General features: G+C 38.6%; 23 protein-coding genes and 1 pseudogene. 14 read left to right on the forward strand and 10 right to left on the reverse strand.

The features are described from left to right. Window positions 1–68 precede the first annotated feature (68 nt). Window positions 69–326, reverse strand: coding sequence for a hypothetical protein (locus DSM106972_RS37615; RefSeq protein WP_127085477.1), 258 nt, complete (start codon window positions 324–326; stop codon window positions 69–71). A 241-nt stretch (window positions 327–567) separates the two neighbouring features. Here DSM106972_RS37615 and cobA point away from each other — a divergent pair. Then, window positions 568–2,173: pseudogene (gene cobA, locus DSM106972_RS56000) on the forward strand (uroporphyrinogen-III C-methyltransferase). Between the two features lie 53 nt (window positions 2,174–2,226). Beyond that, window positions 2,227–2,826, forward strand: a complete 600-nt coding sequence (coaE, locus tag DSM106972_RS37625) for a dephospho-CoA kinase (RefSeq protein WP_127085478.1) — start codon at window positions 2,227–2,229, stop codon at window positions 2,824–2,826. Window positions 2,827–2,843: 17 nt separating this feature from the next. On the opposite strand, the gene DSM106972_RS37630 is transcribed toward coaE, so the two are convergent. From DSM106972_RS37630 to rppA, 3 genes are all read right to left on the reverse strand, one after another. After that, window positions 2,844–3,803, reverse strand: coding sequence for a DUF8692 domain-containing protein (locus DSM106972_RS37630; protein WP_127085479.1), 960 nt, complete (start codon window positions 3,801–3,803; stop codon window positions 2,844–2,846). Between the two features lie 501 nt (window positions 3,804–4,304). Further along, window positions 4,305–5,696, reverse strand: coding sequence for a two-component system sensor histidine kinase RppB (gene rppB / locus DSM106972_RS37635; RefSeq protein WP_127085480.1), 1,392 nt, complete (start codon window positions 5,694–5,696; stop codon window positions 4,305–4,307). A 5-nt stretch (window positions 5,697–5,701) separates the two neighbouring features. After that, window positions 5,702–6,388 (reverse strand): two-component system response regulator RppA, encoded by a 687-nt coding sequence (gene rppA, locus DSM106972_RS37640; protein ID WP_127085481.1) that lies wholly within the window; start codon window positions 6,386–6,388, stop codon window positions 5,702–5,704. A 133-nt stretch (window positions 6,389–6,521) separates the two neighbouring features. On the opposite strand from rppA, the gene DSM106972_RS37645 reads away from it, so the two are divergent. From DSM106972_RS37645 to DSM106972_RS37660, 4 genes are all read left to right on the forward strand, one after another. Continuing rightward, a complete protein-coding gene (locus DSM106972_RS37645) occupies window positions 6,522–6,716 on the forward strand; it encodes a heavy-metal-associated domain-containing protein (RefSeq protein WP_127085482.1) in 195 nt (64 codons plus the stop codon). A gap of 157 nt (window positions 6,717–6,873) precedes the next feature. Next, on the forward strand, window positions 6,874–9,138 hold the full coding sequence (locus tag DSM106972_RS37650) for a heavy metal translocating P-type ATPase (RefSeq protein ID WP_127085483.1): 2,265 nt from the start codon (window positions 6,874–6,876) through the stop codon (window positions 9,136–9,138). Between the two features lie 12 nt (window positions 9,139–9,150). After that, window positions 9,151–9,669 (forward strand): cupredoxin domain-containing protein, encoded by a 519-nt coding sequence (locus DSM106972_RS37655; RefSeq protein ID WP_186538450.1) that lies wholly within the window; start codon window positions 9,151–9,153, stop codon window positions 9,667–9,669. A 126-nt stretch (window positions 9,670–9,795) separates the two neighbouring features. Beyond that, window positions 9,796–10,209, forward strand: a complete 414-nt coding sequence (locus DSM106972_RS37660; protein WP_127085484.1) for a heavy metal-responsive transcriptional regulator — start codon at window positions 9,796–9,798, stop codon at window positions 10,207–10,209. 57 nt (window positions 10,210–10,266) lie between these two features. On the opposite strand, the gene DSM106972_RS37665 is transcribed toward DSM106972_RS37660, so the two are convergent. Together DSM106972_RS37665 and DSM106972_RS37670 are read right to left on the reverse strand one after the other, a co-directional pair. Beyond that, on the reverse strand, window positions 10,267–10,752 hold the full coding sequence (locus DSM106972_RS37665) for a hypothetical protein (protein WP_127085485.1): 486 nt from the start codon (window positions 10,750–10,752) through the stop codon (window positions 10,267–10,269). An 83-nt stretch (window positions 10,753–10,835) separates the two neighbouring features. Further along, window positions 10,836–13,973 (reverse strand): efflux RND transporter permease subunit, encoded by a 3,138-nt coding sequence (locus DSM106972_RS37670; protein ID WP_127085486.1) that lies wholly within the window; start codon window positions 13,971–13,973, stop codon window positions 10,836–10,838. Between the two features lie 110 nt (window positions 13,974–14,083). Here DSM106972_RS37670 and DSM106972_RS37675 point away from each other — a divergent pair, with 110 nt between their 5' ends. Continuing rightward, a complete protein-coding gene (locus DSM106972_RS37675; RefSeq protein ID WP_127085487.1) occupies window positions 14,084–14,353 on the forward strand; it encodes a hypothetical protein in 270 nt (89 codons plus the stop codon). Window positions 14,354–14,552: 199 nt separating this feature from the next. Here DSM106972_RS37675 and DSM106972_RS37680 read toward each other — a convergent pair whose 3' ends face one another. After that, window positions 14,553–16,154, reverse strand: coding sequence for an efflux RND transporter periplasmic adaptor subunit (locus DSM106972_RS37680; RefSeq protein ID WP_127085488.1), 1,602 nt, complete (start codon window positions 16,152–16,154; stop codon window positions 14,553–14,555). A gap of 214 nt (window positions 16,155–16,368) precedes the next feature. On the opposite strand from DSM106972_RS37680, the gene DSM106972_RS37685 reads away from it, so the two are divergent. Both DSM106972_RS37685 and DSM106972_RS37690 read left to right on the forward strand, forming a co-directional pair. Next, entirely contained in the window at window positions 16,369–16,611 is a 243-nt protein-coding gene (locus tag DSM106972_RS37685) for a type II toxin-antitoxin system RelN family antitoxin (protein WP_127085489.1), read from the forward strand. Then, entirely contained in the window at window positions 16,601–16,966 is a 366-nt protein-coding gene (locus DSM106972_RS37690; protein WP_127085490.1) for a type II toxin-antitoxin system RelE family toxin, read from the forward strand. Before DSM106972_RS37685 ends, DSM106972_RS37690 begins: the two co-directional genes overlap by 11 nt. Before the next feature lie 46 nt (window positions 16,967–17,012). Here DSM106972_RS37690 and DSM106972_RS37695 read toward each other — a convergent pair whose 3' ends face one another. Then, window positions 17,013–17,735, reverse strand: coding sequence for a DUF305 domain-containing protein (locus DSM106972_RS37695; protein WP_127085531.1), 723 nt, complete (start codon window positions 17,733–17,735; stop codon window positions 17,013–17,015). Window positions 17,736–18,020: 285 nt separating this feature from the next. On the opposite strand from DSM106972_RS37695, the gene DSM106972_RS52795 reads away from it, so the two are divergent. Together DSM106972_RS52795 and DSM106972_RS37700 are read left to right on the forward strand one after the other, a co-directional pair. Then, window positions 18,021–18,161 carry a hypothetical protein gene (locus DSM106972_RS52795; protein ID WP_186538378.1) on the forward strand — a complete coding sequence of 47 codons (141 nt, stop codon included), beginning with the start codon at window positions 18,021–18,023 and terminating at the stop codon, window positions 18,159–18,161. A gap of 132 nt (window positions 18,162–18,293) precedes the next feature. Then, window positions 18,294–20,552: a PhoX family protein gene (locus DSM106972_RS37700; RefSeq protein ID WP_127085491.1), complete on the forward strand. Its 2,259-nt coding sequence runs from the start codon at window positions 18,294–18,296 to the stop codon at window positions 20,550–20,552. A 189-nt stretch (window positions 20,553–20,741) separates the two neighbouring features. On the opposite strand, the gene DSM106972_RS37705 is transcribed toward DSM106972_RS37700, so the two are convergent. Continuing rightward, the gene (locus tag DSM106972_RS37705) at window positions 20,742–21,575 is read right to left on the reverse strand and encodes a hypothetical protein (RefSeq protein ID WP_127085492.1); all 834 of its coding nucleotides are present in this window, start codon (window positions 21,573–21,575) and stop codon (window positions 20,742–20,744) included. A 337-nt stretch (window positions 21,576–21,912) separates the two neighbouring features. Here DSM106972_RS37705 and DSM106972_RS54180 point away from each other — a divergent pair, with 337 nt between their 5' ends. Next, window positions 21,913–22,161 (forward strand): DUF1206 domain-containing protein, encoded by a 249-nt coding sequence (locus DSM106972_RS54180; RefSeq protein WP_233787012.1) that lies wholly within the window; start codon window positions 21,913–21,915, stop codon window positions 22,159–22,161. A gap of 69 nt (window positions 22,162–22,230) precedes the next feature. After that, window positions 22,231–22,446 carry a DUF1206 domain-containing protein gene (locus DSM106972_RS54185; RefSeq protein WP_267901206.1) on the forward strand — a complete coding sequence of 72 codons (216 nt, stop codon included), beginning with the start codon at window positions 22,231–22,233 and terminating at the stop codon, window positions 22,444–22,446. A gap of 62 nt (window positions 22,447–22,508) precedes the next feature. Here DSM106972_RS54185 and DSM106972_RS37715 read toward each other — a convergent pair whose 3' ends face one another. After that, window positions 22,509–23,447: an S-layer homology domain-containing protein gene (locus tag DSM106972_RS37715; protein ID WP_127085493.1), complete on the reverse strand. Its 939-nt coding sequence runs from the start codon at window positions 23,445–23,447 to the stop codon at window positions 22,509–22,511. Between the two features lie 310 nt (window positions 23,448–23,757). Here DSM106972_RS37715 and DSM106972_RS37720 point away from each other — a divergent pair, with 310 nt between their 5' ends. After that, on the forward strand, window positions 23,758–24,756 hold the full coding sequence (locus DSM106972_RS37720) for a DUF2382 domain-containing protein (protein ID WP_127085494.1): 999 nt from the start codon (window positions 23,758–23,760) through the stop codon (window positions 24,754–24,756). Window positions 24,757–24,821 lie beyond the last annotated feature (65 nt).

Consider the following 24,821-nt stretch of genomic DNA (forward strand, 5'->3'; position numbering starts at 1 on the left):
CCGGTTTCTTTTGGTAAAAATTTAAGATTGTCGTGTTTAGTGTTAAAGAAACCGGGTTTCAGGGGTTTTTAAACAAAGCTAGGTATAATCGATTTACACTCACCAACAATAAGAGTAGGTAAACTATCAAGACTATCATTTGGACATAAATAGCCATCAACCTCGGTACCAATTTCTAAAACTTGGTTAGCACGACACCAACAGTATTCGACGATCATTGTCTCAAAGTCTTTCAAATACTGAACATAATAGCTTTTGTCACTACTATATTTCACTAATACTTTGCAACGTTTATACGGTAAAGAAAATTTAATTTGTGCCAACATACCAATATACCTGCCAGTTATTGATTCGCTACTAAACTTATCTAATGGGAGCAAATTAAATCGCTTAAAAAATCAGCAATATCAAGTTTGATCTAAACTCGTGACATTAATAGTTTTATTAAGCCGAGATAAAGGGAACACATTTCAAAGTTATAAGACAAAAGTTTATGAACAGCACTAGTATATATACTGAATTTAAGTAAAGGCGGATATTTGTAAACCCGCCCTACGGTAATATCAAATGGGTAAAGTTTATCTTGTCGGCGCCGGACCTGGAGATGTGGCATATTTAACGGTAAAAGCTTATAAACTTTTACAACATACAGAAGTACTAATTTATGATGCCCTTGTTGACGCGGAGTTATTAGAGTTGGTACCATCAGATTGTTTAAAACTTGATGTTGGTAAACGTGGAGGAAAGCCGAGTACAGCGCAAGCTTCCATCAACGAGTTGTTAGTGCAATATTGTCAACAGGGAAAACAAGTAGTACGGTTAAAATCTGGTGACCCGTTTATATTTGGACGGTGTACTTCTGAAATTGAAGCATTGAAAGCAGCAAATTGCGAGTTTGAAGTTATACCAGGTCTTTCTTCCGCGCTAGCGGCGCCGACCTTAGCAGGCATACCTTTAACCGACCCAGTACTGAGTAGATGTTTTACAGTTTTTACAGCGCATGAACCAGATGCACTGAACTGGGAGGCATTAGCGGCAATTGAAACACTAGTTGTGCTGATGGGTGGTAGTACTCTACCAGAAGTAATATATCGGCTTATAAAATATGGGAAGTCGCGCAAAACACCTATTGCTGTGATACGTTATTGTGGGACACCCCAACAGCAAATCTGGACGGGAACGCTCGAAACAATTCTCGAAATAACAGCAAATATTTCACTCTCACCAGTAGTAATTACAATTGGTGAAGTAGTTCAACTCAGGAAGTATCTTCAAACAGACAATGTAGAGACCGACCAAGCGATAGGTAAGTAGCACTCACCAATTTATGCCTACCAACATCTCTCCCCTTCCACCAACACAAACTCTCCCTCTTGCTGGCAAAACTATTTTAGTAACACGTGCAGCAGGACAATCAAGTCAATTTGCCCAAATGCTGATTGACTGTGGCGCCAATGTTATAGAAATGCCAGCACTTGAAATTTGTCAACCATCTTCTTGGCATTCCTTAGATAATGCGATAGCTAATATAACAAGCTTTGATTGGCTAATCTTAACTTCCACCAACGGAGTAGAATATTTCTTAGAGAGATTATTTGCTACTGGTGGGGATGCACGTTCATTAAGAAATGTAAAAATTGCTGTTGTTGGAGAAAAAACGGCTCAATGTTTACAAACGCGAGGACTACGTGCGGATTACATTCCCCCTAACTTCGTTGCAGACTCATTAATTGAAAACTTTCCAGAAGAACTTACAAATAAAAAGATTTTATTTCCGCGTGTTGAAAGCGGTGGACGTGAAGTCTTAGTAAAAGAATTGGGTGCAAAGGGTGCAGAAGTCATCGAAGTAAGTGCTTATCAGTCATGCTGTCCTAAAAGCATCCCCCCTTCGGCAGAAGTTGCACTCCAAAGTGGTACAGTAGACATTATTACGTTTGCTAGCTCCAAAACAGTGCAATATTTCTGTGAACTAGCAAAACAAGTATTCGGCGATAATTCCATCGAGAATTATTTAGAGAGTGTATGTATTGCCTCAATCGGTCCACAAACATCAAAAAGTTGTCGTACACTTATCGGACACGTAAACATTGAAGCAGTCGAATACACCTTACCCGGATTAACACAAGCCCTTATTCAATGGGGTGTAGAGACGCAACATGTCGTGTCTCCGTAACAGGAGTAAAGACCGTATATGTACGGTCTCTACAATTCATAACCTTTAACTAAATGAAACGCATAATTGGACTAACAGGTGGAATCGCGACAGGAAAGAGTACAGTAGCAAACTATTTAGAAAAAACTTATAAATTTCCTATATTAGACGCTGACATGTACGCACGCGAAGCAGTTGCCGCTAATTCTTTCATATTAAATAAAATCGCACAACGTTACGGTCAAGATATATTATTGAACAATGAATTAAACCGTGCAAAATTAGGCGAAATTATATTTAATAATGGATCAGAACGCCTTTGGGTTGAAAGTCTAATTCATCCTTATGTAAAAGAAAGATTTAATCAAGAAATAATTGTATGTTCTAGTAATATATTAGTTTTAGTCATTCCATTATTATTTGAAGTAGGAATGACTGACTTAACTACAGAAATTTGGGTTGTAAGCTGTTTAGAGTCGCAGCAGCTAGAACGATTAATACAACGTAACAATTTAACTTTAGAGCAAGCGCAAGCTAGAATTAAGAGTCAAATGCCACTTGCTGAAAAAATCGCGCGCGCAGATGTGGTACTAGATAATTCGCATTCTTTAGATACGCTCTTGAAACAAGTGGACATTGTAATTAAAACAGGTGAATACAAGACTTACGCATAAAATCTTATAAACTCGGTTTATGCAACGTAAGTTCTATTTCGATGGGGAATTTGAATTTTCAAAAATGCGTCTTTAGTATAAAAACTAATATGTGATAAAAGTCCGTATATAAATATAGCTACTCCTAACTGTTCTAACAACTCTTCTAAAGTAACCTCAAATATATAAAAGATAGACTGTTTCGTGTACACGCTAACAATATAGCCCCCTACTAATTCACAACCTATTGCACCAGCAATGAATGTTGCACCAGCTATCAAAAATAAGTTTCTGGTGTTTGCATTCAGATTAGTTATAAATTTCAAGAATACTAGTAAAAAGATTAATACACCAATGCCTGCGGGAATGACCCAAGCGAAATATAAAAAGCCACTAGTTCCAAGGGCTGTCCGTACTGGTCCTACCATGCGTTCATGCAGACTAGCTATTTCATCGAAAGACAGGAAAGCAAATATAAATGATAGTCCTCCCCAGTAAAGAGTGTACGAATCATGTCTATTCTTTTTAATGTAAGTTATGAAACTTAAAATGATTGAGCAAAAGAGTAATGCCGATGCTGAGTAGAAAGCGGGTATGTTCATTTCTCCATCAAGATCAAAGGCAATAGCAAAAGCATCACGTAAGAAAAAGTCGGGAAGATACCGCTGACTTAAGCTTCCAATCAGACCTGCAGATACAAGAAAAGATATTATGGTTACAAAAACTCTGAAAGCAAGTTTAGGAGAAAGATTAATAGTTATATTTTCAGGCTCTAAAATAGTTTGTTGCTCGAAGCTATTTTTTAAATTTTCTTTGAAATATGTAATTGTTTGTGGTTTAACCCAGCCTCGTTCAACTAAAATGGTTTCGAGACTTTTTTTGCTTATCTGCTGCTGCTTAACTACAGAACATAATTGTTTTTTGTCAATCAGACCTGCTTTGGTCAAACTCTCTGCAAGTAACTTTTCCACATCAATGTTATTTTCTGCCCTCTTCATTAAAGTCTTCCTTCGTAAGTAAGATGTTTGGGACAGATGCAATTTAAAACTCATATTGATAAATGTCTTATTGAATACTTCAACTATTATCACACTGAATAACTAATTAATAATGAAGCCTTAATAAGCTCTTAACCCTTTAGTGTAAAGATATCATGTAATTAATATTATGTCTACTTACATACCGCACTTAGCAATGAATTTACTTGTATCTCTGACTGAGAAATAGTACTTACTTGGTCATACCACCGAGAAAAAAAGTATCAATTATAACCTAAAAATACTAAGGTACTATTCGCAAGGGTAATATTATTGGTGCTGGTTTAGTTGTAGCGAAAGATATTGCACCTCATTGCAGTTGCAGCTCGGAATGCACCAGGTTTAGAAACCGGGCTTCTTTACGATAAATTAGGGATTTATAGCAAAATTTTATTAAGAAGCCCGGTTTCTTTTGGCTTGTTGATAATGCTGCATTCCCGTGAGGTAGTGAGTCTTGTAATATTAACCTTTGAATAAAGGAATAGAATTTTTGTTCTTAAAGTTCGTATTATCCAAAGGTAATTGAACTGTAAAAGTGGTACCCTTACACAATTCACTTTCTACATTTAGCTTTCCTTTATGTACACTAACTATAGCTTCAACAATAGATAAACCTAAACCTGAACCACCAGTGCTGCGAGAACGGTCACTCGAAACACGGTAAAAACGGTCAAAAATGTGAGGAAGTTCCTGAAGTGGAATACCAATACCTGTATCCTGAACTTTAATTACAGCATAATAGTCACTTCTATTTAATAAAATTTTTACATCTCCTCCTGTCGGCGTGTATTGAATTGCATTAACAATTAAATTAGAAAACAAACGATAAAGCTGGTCGGTATTGCCAATAATATTTAAGGGTTGATGCGCGGAGTCTACAGATGTTAATGTTATTCCTGCGGCAGTTGCCATTGCTTGAAATTCTTCTATTAAATCGCTAATTATGTCGTTTAAACAGCCTTTTTCATGTTGCTTAAGTTCTTTAATAGACTGTTTCTCTAAACGTGCTAACATTAATAAATCAACAACTAAATTTGTCAGTCGCTGATTTTGACGGTGGATAGTTTGCAAAATATCGCGCGTTTCTTCTTCATCTAATTGTGGCGATAACAGCGCGGACTCTACAGTGGCGCCCGTAGCAGCTAAAGGAGTCCGTAATTCATGTGCGGCATCGGCGGTAAACTGTTGAATTTGTCTGTAGGATTTATAAATAGGCTGCATTGCTAATCCAGATAACCACCAGCTAGCAGCAGTAATTATACCCATCGCTATTGGCAAACCTAATACTAAAACTAATTTTACACTATCAAGATAATGATTAAATTCTTCTAAACTTCGCCCAATTTGCAAGTAACCCCAATCACCATTATATCGAGTGTGTAAATGCATTGTTAATTGATGAAATTCATTGCCTTGTCTATCTTTAACAAATTGCCAAGTTTTTTTATTAAAATTAGTAGATATGAGTTCTGGGTAGTTGCCTGCCGTCGCAATTAAACGTCCAGAAATATCAAAAAAACGAATATAGTAATTACTTTTGTCAAAAGCACCAACAACATGACGTTTAGTGTCTGGTTGCTGTTGAATACAGTTGGCGCCCACACACATACTAAAATTTGGAAATAACTGCTGTACAGCAGGTTCTAAACGTCCAGGTGTTGGTAACTTTGGTTCAATAGTATCATGTATAGTTCCAGCGATTGATTCTATTTCATTGTCTAAAGCTACTACATGAGCATGAAATACTGAAGAGTAAAAACCGAAGGCACATAAGCTTAAAATTAAACCCATGACAACGGCATAATATAAAGCTAGACGAATGCGAGTAAGTCGGAACAATCTATTTTGATTCATTGCGCTCAATTAAGCCGATATCCCATACCGTGTAAAGTTTCAATTGGGTTATCGCAGCCACTATTTAATAGTTTACGACGCAATAAACGTATTTGTGCTGCTACCACATTACTTCCTGCTTCTGCACTAACTTCCCATACTGCCGAGCGAATTTGTTCAGTAGTAACAATTTGGTTTTGATGTTTCATTAAATATTCTAGAATTTGAAATTCTTTATTAGTCAGAGGTATTACTTGTTGATTAGCTGTTGCGTCACTACTAGCAACTGAATTATTCGCATAATCTAAAGTTAAATTACCAACAGTAAGCTTTGGAGGTTGAAATAGGGGAGAGCGACGCTGCAATGCCCGTAACCTTGCCAGTAATTCTCCCATACCAAACGGTTTTACTAAGTAATCATCGGCGCCTGCATCTAAACCAGCAATTTTATCTTCCATCCTATCCTTAGCTGTTAGCATCAAGATAGGTAGAGAATTTCCTTTTAAACGTAGTCTTTTACACAATTGTAAACCACTAATACCTGGAAGCATCCAATCGATAATAGCTACAGTATACTCTGCCGAGCTATTTTCTAAATATGCCCATGCATCTGTACCATCTATGACCCAATCAACCAAGTACTTATGCTGGTTGAGAGTGCGCTTGATAGCAGTTCCTAAATCTGGCTCATCTTCGACTAGCAACACCCGCATATCAAAAAAATACAACTATATTTATTAGTTTGGCTCTTAACAATGAAATCAAGATGAAATTTTTATTTACCCCTTGACTCTCCAGTAGACGGGAGAATTCACAATAAAATTAGTTATTTAAAGGGTGATTTATATGACACTTCAACTAAAAGTTCCGAACATGGCTTGTTCTGCTTGTGGCGCCACTATTACAGAGGCGATAAAAGCTGTTGACCCTAGTGCGACGGTGCAAGCTGACCCGAAGACGAAGTTGGTTAATGTTGAGACTCAAGAAGAGGAAGTGGTAATTAAAGAGGCTGTTATTGCTGCTGGTTATTCGGTTGGGTAATACCTGTTATTTAAGGGCGGGCAAGGATGCCCACCCCACAAGATTTTTATCCTACAAGATTTTTATCCTACAAGATTTTTATCCTACAAGATTTTTATCCTACAAGATTTTTATCCTATAAGATTTTTATCCCACAAGATTTTTAGTGGAGGAAGATATGGAGAATGCTGCTTTAAAGCTACGCGGTATGAGTTGTGCTTCTTGCGCGCGAAGTGTTGAGGAAGCAATTAGTTCTGTAAATGGTGTGTCGGAGTGTATTGTGAATTATGGCGCCGAACTGGCAACAGTGAAATATGACCCTCAACAAACGAATGTAACGGTTATTCAAAAAGCTGTGGATGAGGCTGGTTATTCTGCTGTACCATTGCAACAGCAAAACCCGGCAGCACAACAGGATGAAAGCGAAAAGCGTAGACTGTCAAGAGAAACTAATGAACTAACCCGCAAGGTAGCTGTTGCAATTATTCTCAGTGGGATAATTGTTATTGGTTCTATACCAATGATGACTGGGTTGCATGTACCTTTTATCCCTATGTGGTTACATAACCCTTGGTTGCAACTAGTGCTAACAATTCCTATCCAGTTTTGGTGCGGCTTATCTTTCTATAGTAATGCGTGGAAGGCTTTTAAACGCCATGCGGCAACTATGGATACTCTTGTTGCATTAGGCACTAGTACGGCATTTATTTATTCGCTATTTCCTACATTTTTTCCAAGTTTTTTTATCTCTCAGGGTCTTAGACCAGATGTATATTATGAAGCTTCCTCTGTTATCATCGCTTTGATATTATTGGGAAGACTCTTAGAAAGCCGTGCGAAAAAACAAACTGGCGAAGCTATCCGTAAATTAATTGGTTTACAAGCAAAAACCGCGCGTTTAATTCGTAACGGACAAGAAATTGATATTCCTATTGAAGAGGTGCAAATTGAAGATGTAATATTAGTTCGTCCTGGTGAGAAAATTCCTGTTGATGGTGAAGTAGTTGATGGCACATCAAGTATTGATGAATCTATGGTGACTGGTGAAAGTGTAGCAGTGAAAAAACAACCAGGTGATGAAGTAATTGGCGCCACCATCAACAAAACTGGTAGCTTTAAGTTTAGAGCAACACGAGTAGGAAAAGATACCGTTCTCGCCCAAATAGTTCAGCTTGTTCAACAGGCTCAAGGTAGTAGGGCGCCTATCCAAAGATTAGCAGACTCTGTAACAGGGTGGTTTGTACCTGCGGTAATTGCAATTGCACTCCTTACCTTCGTGATTTGGTTTAATATCATGGGTAATCTCACCCTTGCTTTAATTACCACAGTAGGAGTATTGATTATCGCTTGTCCTTGTGCATTAGGTTTAGCGACTCCAACATCAGTAATGGTAGGAACGGGTAAAGGCGCCGAAAACGGTATTTTAATAAAAGGCGCCGAGAGTTTAGAACTAGCACACAAAATCAAAACAATAGTCCTAGATAAAACCGGAACCATCACCCAAGGAAAACCCACAGTCACCGACTTTATAACCGTCAACGGAACTGCAAACAACAATGAAATAAAATTATTGCAACTAGCCGCATCACTCGAACGCAACTCAGAACACCCACTAGCCGAAGCAATAGTCAGATACGCCCAAACCCAAAATGTAAACAATAATGTAGAGACGCAAAATTTTGCGTCTTTAACAGGTAGTGGTGTACAAGGTGTTGCTAATAACCACCTAGTACAAATTGGTACACAACGCTGGATGGAAGAATTGGGTATAAAAACTCAAGCTTTGTCTAAGGAGAAAGAACGTCTAGAATATCTCGGTAAAACAGCCATATACATCGCAGTAGACAGCAAAATAGAAGGATTAATGGGTATTTCTGATGCAGTTAAACCCACTTCCACCCAAGCTGTAAAAGCATTGCAAAAATTGGGTTTAGAAGTAGTAATGCTCACAGGAGACAATCGTCGTACCGCAGAAACAATTGCCAAAGAAGTTGGTATCAACCGTGTTTTAGCAGAAGTTCGACCCGACCAAAAAGCAGAGACTGTGAGAAAATTACAAAGCGAAGGAAAAATTGTTGCAATGGTGGGTGATGGTATCAATGATGCACCTGCACTAGCTCAAGCTGATGTGGGTATAGCTATTGGTACAGGAACAGATGTAGCAATTGCTGCTAGTGACATTACGCTTATCTCTGGTGATTTACAAGGTGTAGTGACGGCAATTCAACTTAGCCATGCAACAATTCGCAACATTCGCCAAAATTTATTCTTCGCCTTTATTTACAACGTTGCAGGAATTCCAATTGCTGCTGGTATTCTCTTTCCTATTTTTGGCTGGTTGCTTAATCCAATTATTGCAGGCGCCGCGATGGCGTTCAGTTCAGTATCAGTATTAACAAATGCATTGCGTCTGCGTAACTTCCGACCCAAAGTAATTGCATAGGGGGCATATATGATGTTGATTAAAAAGCTAATTATTGGCATTGCTTCTTTAGGATTATTATTTGGTGGCGCCAGCAATAGAACAGTAGCCCAAATGCCCCATCAAACCCATAATTCTGCCACATCACAGACAAGTGAATTTCAACGTATTGAACAACCGCTATGGGTAAAAGGAGTAGTTACAGCTTCAGGTTTAGGGTTAATAGGTTTAGAAGTATGGTGGTTTTTGTTTAGTAAACCGAAGTCACGAAACGCAGAAGCTCATGATGGCATTCAAGAAGTTACAATTACAGTAGATGGAGGTTACGAGCCAAGTCGAGTGGTGGTTAATGCAGGCAAACCAGTACGTTTAAACTTCCTGCGTCGTGACAAAAGTAGCTGCTTAGAACAAGTTGTATTTCCCGACTTTCATATTGCTCAAGACTTAGGTTTAAATCAAGTTACACCAATTGAGTTTACACCTCAACAACCAGGTCAATACACCTTTGCCTGTGGAATGAATATGTTTCGCGGTATCGTGGAAGCAAAATAGCGCGAATAATAACGGATTTTCCGATGATTTGTCAAAAATTATACCAGTGTAGAGACGCGATTAATCGCGTCTCTACAGCACGGGTTTAAAATTAAGATTAGGAAATTATTGTAGAGGTGTGCGCGTATGTTATTGCAAGAAAATACAAAACAAATAGGCGCCGTTGCCAAAGAAAGTGGTGTACCAATCAAAACTATCCGTTACTACGAAGAATTAGGCTTGCTCAAAGCATCGGGTAGAACTGAAGGCGGGTTTAGATTGTTCGACTCTGATGTTTTTTCTCGCTTACATTTTATCAAGCGCGCGCAGAGTCTTGGGTTAAGTTTATCAGAAATTAAAGATTTTTTGTCAGTTCATGACCAAGGTGATTTACCTTGCGACCATATCAAAGCTAGACTGCAAGATAAGGTGCTAATGATTAATAAACAAATTCAAGAACTTATGATGTTTAAGCAAGAGTTAGAGAGTCTTCTTTCAGGATGGGAAGCGGTGACAGAAAATCCGGAACAAACAATTTGTCCAATTATTGAAAAAAATTAATTTAAGCACTCATATTCCCGACTTCGCGCGCATTTGTCGGGAATCTGGTTCGACTATTTACTGATTAAAATTAAATCGACCGTTTACTTTATCACCACTAATATCCGCATTAATTCTTACTTGATATTGACCAGCGGCGCCTTTATCTAACTTCACAGCATAATGTTTACCTTTAGCATCATAAGTCAGTGGAACAGTTTGAATTTTCCCATCCGGCGCCTGAATATCAGCCGTAACTTTTGCGTTTGAAACAGTTTCGTGTTTATCACCTTTTAGCACGTATAAATCTAAATGAGTGGCACCATATTCTTTTTCAGGGACTAACTCTAAGTGATATTTTCCAGTCTCCACAACTTGACCGCCTTTGCTGCTTTGAGAATGGTCAGTATTTTTATTGCTACTTGCTACGGTTTCTGTCTTACCTGTAGTTTCTGTAGTACTACTATTTGTATTGCTGCTCTCTGAAGTTTGGTTGTTGCAGGCGCCTAAAAAAAATAATCCTGCACTAGCTATAACTACAAAGCTTAGTTTAAATGATTTCATTAATTTACTCCTATCAATTGTTAATTGTGTAAAAGGTACTGCAATATTTCGTTGTTATTTAGAGGTGCATTCCGGTGAGGTAGCTACATATGCATCAAAAACTGCTCCTCTTTAGGTTCGTCTGCTTTCTTTGGAAACAAATGTTTACCAAAGGTTGCATATAAAGCAGGCAAGACCACTAAAGTTATGGCTGTCGAAGTAAACAACCCACCAAAAACAACTATAGAAAGTGGTTGTAAAAGTTCTTGTCCTGGGCCACCTTGTAGTACCATCGGCGCCAAACCCAAAGCGGAAGTCAAAGCTGTCATCAAAATCGCATTTAATCTTTCCATCGACCCTTTAACTATAATATCTTTCAACGGCATTCCTTCAGCATATTTACTATTGTAATTATCTACCAGTAATAAACCGTTGCGAGTTGCTACCCCAAATAAAGAAACAAACCCAACCAAAGAAGCAACAGAAATAACTCCTCCAGTTAAAGCTACTGCAATTACACCTCCTACCAAGCCAATTGGTAAGTTAATCATAATCATGATGGTAGAAGGGATAGATTGAACTGACATGTACATGAGTACAGTGATAGCAACAAACGCGATGATACTGAAAACAAGAATATTTTGTGTAGCACGTTCTTCTGCTTCAAATTGCCCTGCGTATTGAATAAAATACCCTGCCGGAATTTGAACATTGCGTTTTACTTTAGCTTCGATATCATTGACTATTGAGCGTAAGTCTCGACCTTTAGCATTCGCTGAAACTACAATTAAACGAGAAACATTTTCACGATTGATTGTATTTGGTCCAGTACCGTCTTGAATTCTTGCAACATTTCCTAAAGGAATTTTTTGCCCATTCGGAGTGTCAATCAATAAAGTACGAATCGTTTCTAAATTTTGCCGCGCGTCTGGTTTCAACCACACTACTAGGTCAAACGATTGTTGATTTTCTAAAACTTGAGAAACAACTTGTCCGTTGAGTGCAGTTTCAATAATACTAGAAATATCTCCAACTGAAAATCCATAGCGACTTGCTGCGTCTCTATCAAATTTGATTTGAATTTGCGGTACGGGAATTTGAGGTTCAAGCAATAAATCAACAACTCCATCAACAGTTTTCATTTGTGCTTCTACTTGTTCGCCAATTTTGCGAAGTTCTGCTAAGTCGGAACCAAAAATCTTTACCGCTATAGCACTGCGAACGCCAGATAAGACTTCATCCATCCGGTGAGAAATAAATCCGCCAACGTTAGGCGCCGCACCTGGTATTTTATTAAACTCTTGACGCAGTTTTTCTAAAGTTTTCGAGCGATTTTTCATTCCTTCTTGGCTTAGTTCAATATCCACATGCGCCAAATTAACACCTGCTGCATCTGCATCTCCTGCCGCGCGTCCCGAACGTGTTTGAATAAACTTAAATCTACGGTCATTTTTTAACGCTTCTTCAACTACATGACCAGCTTTTGTAGTTGCTTCTAAAGACACACCAGGATATAAACTTAAAGTATTTACCATTGTTTGCTCTTGAAACTCTGGCAAAAACGCTCTACCAAAAGTAGGAATTATTGCAATCGAAGCCACAGTTAAAGCTAATGCAATACCAATAATTAATAATGAATTACGAAAAGAAAAATTTAGACAGTTACTATAAATCCTCTTACATAATCTTGCTAACCAAGGTTCTCGCTTTGTTACCTTGATGTTGGGTAATAAAATTGCACATAATGCTGGGGAAACTAGAAGTGATTCTAAACTAGAAATTACTACCACCACTAAGTAAGAAATACCCATCGGTGTAAAAATTCGTCCTTCCACACCTGGTAAGGTGAAAATTGGTGAGAAAACAATAATCCCGATAATCGTGGCGCCAATTAAAGATTCTCGTACTTCTTCAGAACCTTCAAAAATAATTTCTAACGGTGGTAATGGGTTAGAAGCAGTTTTATTTTCTCGTAATCGTCTATAAGTATTTTCACCATAAACAATTGCATCATCTATTGCTGTACCAATTGCTACTGCTAAACCACCTAAAGTCATAGTATTAAGCCCAATACCTAACCATGAAAGCGCTAATAGTCCAAACAGTAATGTTAAGAAAAAATCTAGTAAACATACTGTCAGAGTACGCCAATTCATGAGAAAAGGAATTAGAATTACTCCCGCAATAATGCTACCTTGAATCAAAGATGATCGGACATTTTGAACCGAAGACTCAATATAACTATCTTGACGAAATGTAGTAGTTATTTTGATATATGAGGGTAAACCAGCTTTAATTTCTTGCATTGCCGCTTCTACCGCACGCGATACAGTAGGAGTATCAGCAAGCGGCTGTTTGTTAACCATTAAAATAATTGCTGGTTTACCGTTGAAACTGCCATCACCGCGTTTAATGGCGCCTCCAATTTGCACAACAGCAACATCTTCTAGTCTAACAGGTACACCATTACGAGAAGTGATAGTTGATTTTTGTAAATCTTCTATAGATTCAATTCGTCCAATACCACGAATTAATTTTTCTGAATCTGGTGTAATTAAATAACCACCCGGAGCATTAACATTAGCGGCTTTTGCAGCGTTAGTAACTTGCTCTAACGAAACATTAAAAGCTGCTAATTTTGCTGGGTCAACTAATACCTGATATTGCCGAGTATCTCCACCAAAAACTAATACCTGACTTACACCTGGAACAGCTAGCAAACGATTTGTAACTTGCCAATCAACAATTCGCCTAATTTCCATTGTAGAGACGCGATTAATCGCGTCTCTACGAGTGCTGTGTATGGTAAAAGCGTATTGGACAACCAAACCAACTGGTGAAGTGGTGGGGGAAATTTGGGGTGTTTCTACTCCTGGTGGTAGTTTGCTTGTAGTTTGTTGTAATCGTTCCGTAACTAGCTGACGTGCAGTATAAATTTCTGTACCCCAATTAAATATTACCCTGACCGCAGAAATTCCCGGCGCCGAGGATGAGCGAACTGCTGTGACTCCTGGTGTACCATTAATTGCGCTCTCAATTGGTAAAGTTACTAAAGACTCTACTTCTTCCGGCGCCAGTCCTGGTGCTTCGGTTTGAATTTCAACTTGTGGCGGTGCAAACGGTGGTAACACATCCAACGGCATCTGAGGAATGACGTAAAATGTCCACAGTGAAACTATAACTGTAGCTAAAACGACCAACCAGCGTCTGTCAATCACCCACCTGACAATGTTACTGAGCATTTTAGATTTTTGTAATTTGCACTTGCCACCAGAAAATAACAGGTGGCGCCTATCTATAGTTTTCCAGATGGTAATGAAATTAGGATGAAATTTTGAGAGGCTTTATGACTATGGATAAACCAAGAGTTTTTGCTGATTTCCACAACGCCAATACTCAAGGACGCTTACGTCTCAATTGTACTGGAACGATTGAGGATTTAGCTCGCCAAAAAATTTGGCTGCGAGATGCTCAAGAATTAACACTATACAGTGAAGATTTAGAAGTTGATGGAATTGTTAGGTACTCTACCGAAGAAAATGTTTGGGTCGCTGTAATTAATTGGGATGAGATTCGAGAGCAAGAAAATTACTTAATTCAAGAAAGCAAGCTCAATCGATAATTTCGTTTTGTAAAGTTTGTTTCAAAAATCAATTTGTTTGATTCAAAGCTTTACTAACGAGTAGCTAATACCATTTCTATATGAAGATGCACTTTATTACTCTTACTCCCCCCTTATTAAGGGGGGCTGGGGGGGATTTAATTATTGGCAGCTTCATATTAAATTGGTATAAGTTGGGTTCCGCTGCGCTCCACCCAACCTACTGCTTGTGGTTATCTATGTAAACTTCGCTTTCAAGATTTAAAATTTTTTCACTAGCACTGTGTATTGTAACTAATGAATCGCGCGTTCGACGACTCGACCAATAACTACCTGCAGCAAATGCGACGCCAACTACTCCTATTCCCCCAACTCCTAATAACCACAAGGGTATTGGTGAATTATTAGTTTTAACTTGAGTTTCTTTTGCGTGGGAATGTTCGTCTGTTGTACCACCGCGTAAAGATTGTGCATACAGTTGCGGCGCCCGTTGTATAACTATTACATCGCCATTGAACAAACCGCTTTTGATTTCTACCATGTCACCAGATGTTTGTCCTAAAGTCACTTCGCTAGCTTGGTATGCGTTGCCATTTTGTATATAAACAAGTTTTTTACCGTTTGCATCAACTACTGCTGCTGTGGGGATAGCAGTAACAGGTGTGCTAGTTTTATCTGTGAGGACTTCGAGTTCGGCAAACATTCCTGGTTTAAGTTGTCCAGCAGCGTTTTCTATTTCGGCTTGCACTGGTAATACTTGCGTTTCTCCAGATACTAATGTTCCAACGCGCGATATTCTGCCAGAAAAGGTAGTGTTTGGTAAACTTGCAACTTTTACTTTTATTCTTTGACCGACTTTGACTTTACCTAAATCTTTCTCATAAATATTTGCCGTAGCAAACACTCTACTATCATTAATAATCGTCATTAATTTGCCACCTGCATCGTTAAAAGTTTGACCGAGAGTAACTTCGCGGTCGGCAACTTTACCCGATATCGGCGCCGTAACTGTCACCAAACCCTTTGAATTAGGCGCATTGCCGATTTGTTGCAGTCTCGTTTGGTAAGTGCTATCACTGAGGCGTAAACGTTCTTGGGCTACTTGTAATGCTGATTGTGCCCGTTTGATTTGAGCTTCTGATTCAATCACATCTCGTCTACTTCTAGCTGTGGTTAATTTAGCGCGTGCTTCTGCTAATTGAGTTTGAGACTCTAAAGCGTTACGACGAGGTAAGGCGCCTGCATCCGCTAACTGTTTATCTTTACTATATTTTTCAGTAGCAAATGAGACTTGGCTTTGTGCTTCAGCAATTTCAGCATTAGCTATTTGCACATAGCGTTGATAATTTTGTTGAGCTAATTTTAAATCTGTTTGTGCTTGTTGTAATGAAGCCGTCGCGTCTGCACGTTTTTCTTGAGATTCTACGCGCAATGTCACTAAATCAGGACTTGTTAACACAGCAACGGGTTGCCCTTTTGTAACCGTGGCGCCGGGTTCCACTAGTAACTCAACCACTTTGGCGCCATTTGAAGGGGTAGTAACTTCTACTTTTTGGCTGGGTAATGTTTCAATTTGTCCGGTAGTTTTGATACCTACTGCTAATAGTTGACGTTTGACTGATTGGGTTTTAATACCTAGTCGGTTAGCTGTATCAGTGTCAACTTGTACAGAACTGGGGGTTGCTGTATCACCACCGCTTTTAAATTCATTCCCATGTCCACCATGTGCCAAAACAACTGCTGGACTTGCTAGTAATAACAAGTTGATGAGCGTGCCAGAAAGACGATAAATTGCTTTTTGTGTACGGTTAGAGAGTCCCATCGCGCGTTTGCAGTGTCCTTTGGTTATTAGGGGGGTGCTTAGTTGGGGAACTCGCACCTACTCTACAGCTTTGCAGATAGATATGAAATCAAGATGAAATTGCTCCCTACCTTGGATATGAGGTAAACAGAAAGATTCTTCGCTTTTATAGTATATAATTATTACAATCTTCAATATAAACAAACAAATCACTGTATACCCTACCCGCACGCATATGAGAAAGCAAGAAGTTATGGGAAGTGTTGACGAAAATGGTTTGCTGTACCTGGATGAACCATTAGCAGTTACAAAGCATAGTCGTGTCAAAGTAATTGTGCAGTTTGTAGAAGATGAAATAGATTCTGACCTGGAGTCAAAAGAATCTATATTAAATAGTCTTCGTACTTCATTGCAGCAAGCTAAAGTTGGAAAAACCAGACCGATTTCAAAACTTTGGGATGATATAGATGCAGAGTAAGCAGCCCCCAGTTCAAGTTAAATTTACAGATGAGTTTAAGCGTCGTCTACGTATTTTATCTAAAAAGTATCGTAGTGTTCGTTCTGATATTCAACCAACAATAGCACAATTAGAAATAGGAGACTTTGTTGGTAATCAAATTGCTGGAACAGGAAATACTGTTTTTAAAGTAAGAATTCGTAACAGTGATATTCAAAAAGGGAAAAGTGGCGGTTATCGCCTTATCTATCAGCTTGAATCAAATACAATTGTTATACTTTTACTAATATATTCTAAGAGTGATCAAGAGGATGTTACAGCAGAGGAAATTAAATTAGCTATAAATGAATTTCAAAAAGAAGATGACAAAGAGTAGAATTTATCCCCCGAAGTTAGGGGGATTCTTGGTAAAGTGCTATAACTTACTTTTTGTACCAAGCTTGGCGCCACTGTTTCATTTGATTAATTTCTGCTTGCTGTGAGGAAATTATATCTTGGGCAAGTTTTTTGATTTGCGGACGCTTGGACTTACTCGCAGCATCTTGTGCCATCACTAGGGCGCCTTCGTGGTGAGGAATCATTGCATCGATAAAGCGTAAGTCAAACTCGTTATCTGCTGCGCCCAAGTCCATGTTCATCATCATCGCTTGCATTTGTTGAGATGACATATCAACAGTTTTCTTTTGTTGAGTATCGTAAGCTACAGGTTTACTTCCAGCTTTAGGATACCAAGCTTGGCGCCACTGCTTTAGTTCGGCAATTTCTTTATTTTGAGCCTTAATAATATCGTTTGCCAGCTTTTTAATTTCTGGACGTTTGGATTTTTGCAGTACTTCTTTTGCCATTATTACGGCGCCTTCATGGTGCGGAATCATAGAGTCGATGAACCGTAAATTGTAATTTGCATCGGCTGGTCCTAAATCCATTGCCATACTATGATTCATTCCACCATGATGATGCATACCATCGTGATTCATGCCACCTTGAGCAGTCTGCTTGTCGGTAGCTTCTGTTGCAGTGGTATTATTTGATTGAACCTGATTTTGGGATGCAGTTGTAGAACAAGCAGTTAACAAACCCGCAGAGGTAGCAGCTATTGTAAGGCTAAACGCTATCAAGCCAGTTTTCAATTGATTAATTCGCATAAATGTTTGATTGAGTTTATCTAAAGTTTTGTATATGCCGATTATCAACTCTCCAGTTAGCTGGAGAGTCAAGTCTTTGTTCGGTAATTACTGCTTTATAAGCGCGATATATAGCAAATTTTAGGTATATGAGGTACATACATAATACCCAAAACCCTGTAGAGACCGTATTAACCTGGTCTCTACATGCACCGTATTGACACGCAATCTGCTGTATATAAGTGTCGCAGTGTCTATAATACTTAGTCTGCCTTCTAAATATGAAATTAGGATGAAATATTAAGGTTGATTGTTCGTAGCGGTAGTCAATCTATATTACTCGACCGATGCTCTGGGGTTGCTTGTAGAAACAGCTTCAAACCAAGGCGCCGATTCTCCTACTGTCAAAAACTTTCTAGTCATCGTCTCGAAACCCGAAATTTATAATATATTATACGTAAACTACAGTTGAGAGTACATATAACCCATATATAGCCACAGTAAATATTTAACCTTTTCTTAAAATAAAACAATTAAACTAGTACAGTTAAAATTATTTATCCACTTTAATACAACCAAATGAATATTAAACGTCGTGAATTTTTGCTGTTGATGGGAGGAAGTGCCGGTGCGGTAGCTTTGGGTTCACTAAGTGGATGCGAACGAAAAGTAGGAATTAGCCCTCAAGTGACCAAACCTGTTGTTCAAGCATCATTCTCATTCAACCCAATCAAAGGTCCAATTCCTCTAGAAACTGATGGATTTAAATCAGAACAGCAAAAGGAAAACTATAGCAGTTTTGAGATAACTGATGATTTGACGTTGCCAGATGGGTATCAGTATCAAGTAATAGCAGCTTGGGGAGATAAAGTGGGTGATTCCCGTTTCGGTTACAATAATGATTATTTATCTTTTATCCCAATAAGCGAAAACGAAGGGTATCTGGTAATTAATTTTGAATATGTTAGTGCCATTCCCTGGATGCAAACTTACCAACAAGTTATTGGAAAATCGCTGCCATTTGATGAGGTAAAAGCATCTCTCAAAGAGAAAGCATCAACAAAAAATGAAATCAATGCTTTTGGTTTGGCAGATAAAGACTCTATTAAGTTGAAAATTAGAGAAATATCTTTTGAAGCGCTATTAGACCAAGGATTAGGTGTTATTTCGATTCGCAGAAATAGTAATGGTAGCTGGGAAAGAACTAATTCGAGTGCAGATAGACGAATTAGCGGTATTTCTGGTTTGGAGGATAAACGCTATCTGAAAGCGACTGGTCCTGCTGTTGCGGTATTTCGTAAAAAACAAGGGATAGGTTACATCGATAAACTTGGGGAGCGCATTATTGGAACTTTTGGTAACTGTGCGGGTGGAACTACACCTTGGGGTACTGTTCTGAGTGCCGAAGAAAACTTTCAAGCCCAAGTACCAGAACCTGTATATGCTGATGGTACGCCTTTCGACCCAGGTAAACGACCTTTTGCCCTTGATGATGAAGAACTTTATGGGCAGGGTAATGTATTTGGATTAGGCGCCCATAAATATGGTTGGATTGTGGAAGTAGACCCAGCAAATGCTAAAGACTATGGTGTCAAACATACTTGGTTGGGACGCTATCGTCACGAAGCTGTAGGTGTTCGCGCAGAAGCGGGAAAACCTCTAGCATTTTATTCTGGGTGCGACCGTAGAGGAGGGCACATTTACAAATTTGTTAGCAGTAAAAAAGTAAATAACCCAAAAGATAAAGCCAATTCTAAGCTTTTACAGCAAGGAATGCTCTACGCAGCCAAATTTAACGCAGACGGTACAGGTCGCTGGATACCTCTAAAAGCAGATACACCTGTTAACCCAGACCTTCCTGGTAATATCGCTGGTAATTTGATTCGTTTGCCAAAAGGTCTCGAAAGCAAAACATCAAAACAAACAAATCAAAAAAGTTTACTGAGACTTCCAGACCCTATCCCTGGTGGATATTTAGAAGTCAATAAAGACGAGCAAATAGCACAGTACAAGCAAAAATTCAAAAAACTCAACGACCTTTATACGGGCAACCCAGAAGAAAAACAGGGTGCTATTTTGATTGACGCACACTATGCGGCTAATGCAGTAGGCGCCACTTGTACAGCTCGTCCAGAGGACACAGAAATTGGACAAAATGGTGATTTATTTATCAGCTTCACCTCTGGCTCTACTGATAAAGAAGGGGGACCCGACACCAGGATATTCAAAAGTCCCAAAGGTGAAGCTCCCTACGAATATGGTTGGATAATGCGTCTAACAGAAGATGGAAACAACCCCGCAGCAAATACTTTTCGCTGGAAAATGATGGCAACAGGTGGTGAACCAGCAGCAGGTGGTCTTGGTTTTGCCAACCCAGATAATTTGCTGATAGACCGCAGTGGCAATGTATGGATGGTAACGGATATATCTACAACCAGACTTAATAAAGAGCTAAAAAGTCGTATTAGTGATGATGGCAAGCCAGTTGGTGTATCTGGTATATTCGGCAACAATGGTTTATGGTATATTCCGACAAGCGGCGATTATGCGGGTAAAGCTTTTCTTTTTGGAACAGGACCAATGGAGTGTGAAACTACAGGGCCTTGCTTTACCCCTGACGAGGAAACAATGTTTCTTGCAATACAACATCCCGGAGAAGCAAATGGCATTCGTAAAAATCAAGCCTTGGAAACAAGAGAATTTATGGTAACAACAACCACGGGCGAAGAATTTGTGCAAACTCGTAAAGTTCCAGTTGGCTCTAACTGGCCTAGCAAAAATCCTGATGCTCCACCTAAACCAGCAGTTGTAGCTATTACCAAATCTACAACTAGTTGACACAAGAAACTTTAGCAACGGATACGTATGTAAAGACGTGACATGTCACGTCTCTACAGGGGTTTCAGGTTTCGCAATTGGCTTAACCGAGCAGTATTGACACCACCTCTGTGTAAATTTGCTTTCCCATAAATTTTAAATAAAGAGCCGCAATCTGAAACAAATTAGCGTTTTTATTACGAAGGTATCCTAAGGATATACATTATCAGCGATTAATACTGGAGTATTAGTAAATTCAGCTTCAAGTTCTTTTTTCTCATTCAAATCCCAATCCAGCTTATAATCTCGTTCAATATCAGCAACAATAAATGGACGAACTTCCCCCATAATTGCTACAGTCTGACCTTTATTTATTGCAACTCTTGGTGGTTGTTTGAATAAAACTAGTAAATCTTCTCCACCAATTAATTGGTCTTCATCTAGCTTCATTAGAACTCGGTTTTTAATATTTTTGACTTCACCTACTACTGCAACCGTTCGACCATAATACTGGTTTGGTTGTTTAGTGACTTGACCGGGTTTGGGAGCTAACGCGATATAGCGCCCGATAATTGCAGGTTGGTTGATATAATCTGTATAGTATTTATCTTGTATATTCAATTTATAATCGCGCTCAATTTTTTGAATATCGAGGTTGCGAACCTGACCTGTCACTTGAACTTCTATATTTTGAGATGACGGTAAATCAAAAGGTACATCTGAAGCATTAATAACTACGATAGGTTTGCCACCAAAAAACCGTCTATCATTAACAGTAAAGGAGCTTACACCAACACGGCGAATGACTTTACTTCTAATTGTTACATTTCTACCAGTAAAGTCATCGCTATCACCTATAATTTCGGTTGTATTAGTAATTTTTGAGGTTATATTTTTGTCGCCATCAAAAAAACCGCAGCCTCTGGTTAGCATCGCTAATACAACGAGTAGAGCCAATATTGCTGCGTCTCTAATTCCTTGAGGTGTGATATCGTGTTCGGAAGCATCGTTAACTTTGTTATCTGTTTTTGGAATCTGGTTCATGAGTCAAGCCATATTATAAAGAATTTATTTAATCTATTTGTTTTGTATACTAATATGCTTCATTGCTGTTTCTATCTTAAGAGTGGTTCTATGCTAATATCTGATAAAAATTAAGATGTCAATGCTTATCATCCTGAAAAAAAAAACTGAATTTTTACAAAGATTTTAAGAAGGCAGTAACCAAAAAGTTAAACGTTTTATGACACTGTATAAAACTTATTTACTATTTTTTCAAAATCAAATTAGTAACAATTGCTAACATAAAATATAGCCGCAATAGTACTTCAATAGTCACAAATAATATTAAGATAATTAAATAACAAATTATTTAAAACCTATGAAGAAACCAAATTCACCGATAGAGCCAATCAAGCAGGTAACTTCTCATCTTTGGTTCGAGCGATTGGCAAGACTAGGATATCCAGCAAAAGGTTTAGTTTACCTGATTGTTGGTTTACTCGCTTCGGCAGCAGCTATTGGTTCTGGTGGTAGAACTACAGATACTAGTGGCGCCTTGAAAGCAATTGTTACGCAACATGAAGGAAAGCTTTTATTGAGTATGGTAACACTTGGAATTGCTGGGTAGGTACTTTGGCGCCTAGTTCAAACTTTTTTTGACCCAGAAAATCGTGGACTACCAATCAATGCCGAGCGAATTGCACGGCGCCTTGGTTATGCTTGTAGTGCTATAGGTTATACAGGTTTGGCATTGACGGCAGTGAAACTAATTATGGGTTTAGGAGGTGCATTGGCTATTTTGGCGCAGCAACCTTTTGGTGCTTGGCTTTTAAGTGCAGTTGCCTTGGGTTTGACTGCTTACGGTATTTATTCATTATTAGAAAGTCGTTACCGACGAATTGCTAATCTGTAACTGTTTGATTTTCCGACCAAATTGGTAGTTGGTTTACTTTTTGTACCTTTAACAGTATTCCGTTATTTATTGTTTGGATTTGTGTTATTAGTCCGAACAATATATTTAGCCGCAGGTAAATTACTGGCAAGTGGTTCTGCTCTTCCTTGAGCAACCAATGTTTGATAAACTAAAGCCGCAGTTTCAGCACGGGTCGCAGGTTTAGTTGGATTGAGAACTTTGGGATTGGGATAATTAACTACTATATTTGATTGAGTAGCTGCTGCGACATTAGCAACAGCGTATTGTGGAATCTTGTTAGCATCAGCGTAAGCATTGGTAATGATGAATGATGCTGCACGATTGAGATTTGCTGCTTGATTATTAGTTGTTGATGTTGATGGGGCAGGTGTTGCAGGGGCAGGTGTTGCGGCTGAGGCTTTGGACTGTAATATTGGTTGCATCAAGCTAGTTATTGCAATTGGAACGAATATAGGTCTTCTAGCAGTTCTACGTCTAGTTGGTTGATTTGTTGGTACTGTAACTGCTGATGTACCACCCGTTATATTTAAACCTTTTGTTAACGACGTTATCGCCTCAACTTTAGAGACAGGTTGTTGTGGACGAAAATAACCACCAGGGTAGCCAGTCATAAATCCTTGTTGGTAAGCTTCTTCGATCGGACGAGAAGCCCAATAACCCACAGGTACATCTTTATATACGGCGCCACTTTGAATCTGACGAATTGGCTCAACATCAAAAGCTTTGCGAACTATTGCGGCAAATTCATCTCTATCAACCGACTTCTCAGGTCGAAACGTACCATCAGGATAACCAGTTATGATATTTCTTTCAGCTAAACGTTGAATATATGGTTGTGCCCAGTAGTTGGAGGCAACATCAGGAAAGGTGGTTTGGCTTGAAGTTTGGGCATGACTTTCTAATGCTCCTGCTGCTAGTACAATCATACATAAAGCAGGCAAAGGGGCGCCTAATGACAAAGTTTTAAGTAGATTAGTCATTTAATTTTCTCCACACATTCAGATTTTAATTAATAGTAAAATGTTTCGTTCATTTATTTATCCACCTGTAGTGAGATAAGTCTAACCATAAGCGCTACCTACACTTTCATCTCTTGACTTATAAAAATCTTTATTGAGTTAAAAGGTTTAATTATATGAAAAATCCCCGACTTTTCCACTATTGAGACTTATAGTATAAAGTTATTTTATGATATTTAACTAACAGTAATATTTCATTTGGAAGATGAATGTAACTAGAATAATTGTTTAAATAAAGGAAGTTGGAATATAGAATACAAGGAGTCTTAATATGGTTTTGTTCAGATTAAATGATTTTGATACAACTTTTCACAAGGATGTTGGCGGACATAGTATTGAAAACTATGATGTCTACTCGGATATTAGAAATGATAAGGTTGGCAGTATTAAAGACCTTTTAGTAGACGAATCTGGCAATCTTCGCTATCTAGTTATAGATACAGGCTTTTGGGTTACTGGTAAGCAAGTATTACTTCCAATTGGTCGCTGTCGTATAGATGATAGTAGTCGTCGCATTTATGCTAAAGGGTTGACGAAGGAGCAAGTTGAGTATCTACCAGAATTCGATGAGCTTGAGCGCGTAAATTACGATTATGAGGAAAAAGTACGTGGAGTGTATCGTACTTCTTTGGTAGAAGCACCTTTGGAAAGTGTCGTATCATTAGATACAGAAATACCATTAGAAGCATCGGCGCCTTTGGAACTTCCTCCTATGAATAATCAAATAGAGCGAGAAAGAACTATCCACAGGGAAGTCTCTGCTTACGCCGAGCCGTCTTTTAGACCTATTCCAGAACCAGTGGTGGCGCCGAAACCTGTTTACAACTATGATACTTACACCTATCACCAAGAGCCAGATTTGTATCAAATGAATCAGCAGGAACATAATACGCTCAAATTGTACGAGGAACGGTTAATTGCGAATAAACAACGTGTCAAAACAGGAGAGGTGACGGTTGGTAAACACGTTGAAACTGAGACTGCACGAATTAGTGTACCTGTCGAAAAAGAACGAGTTATTGTTGAACGCACTATACCTACCGATACTAGTAAAGTAGTTTCTAACAAAGAAGCAATTTTCGAGAACACAGAAGTCATACGGATGCCTATCTATGAAGAAACTCCTGATATTCAAAAGCAAGCAGTTGTTCGAGAAGAAGTGAAAGTCACAAAAGTTGTAGAACAAAGTACGGTAGAAGCTCAAGAACAAGTTCGTCGAGAGGAGTTGGACATTGACACCGATGGAGAAGTTAGGAATAGAAGAAGTTAATTAAGTCATATAAAAATCTAACCCCCTTCCCTTTGAAGGAAGGGGGAAAAATATTGAGCTTTTGT

Origin of the sequence: Dulcicalothrix desertica PCC 7102, from assembly GCF_003991905.1 — a bacterium.
Taxonomy (GTDB): domain Bacteria; phylum Cyanobacteriota; class Cyanobacteriia; order Cyanobacteriales; family Nostocaceae; genus Dulcicalothrix; species Dulcicalothrix desertica.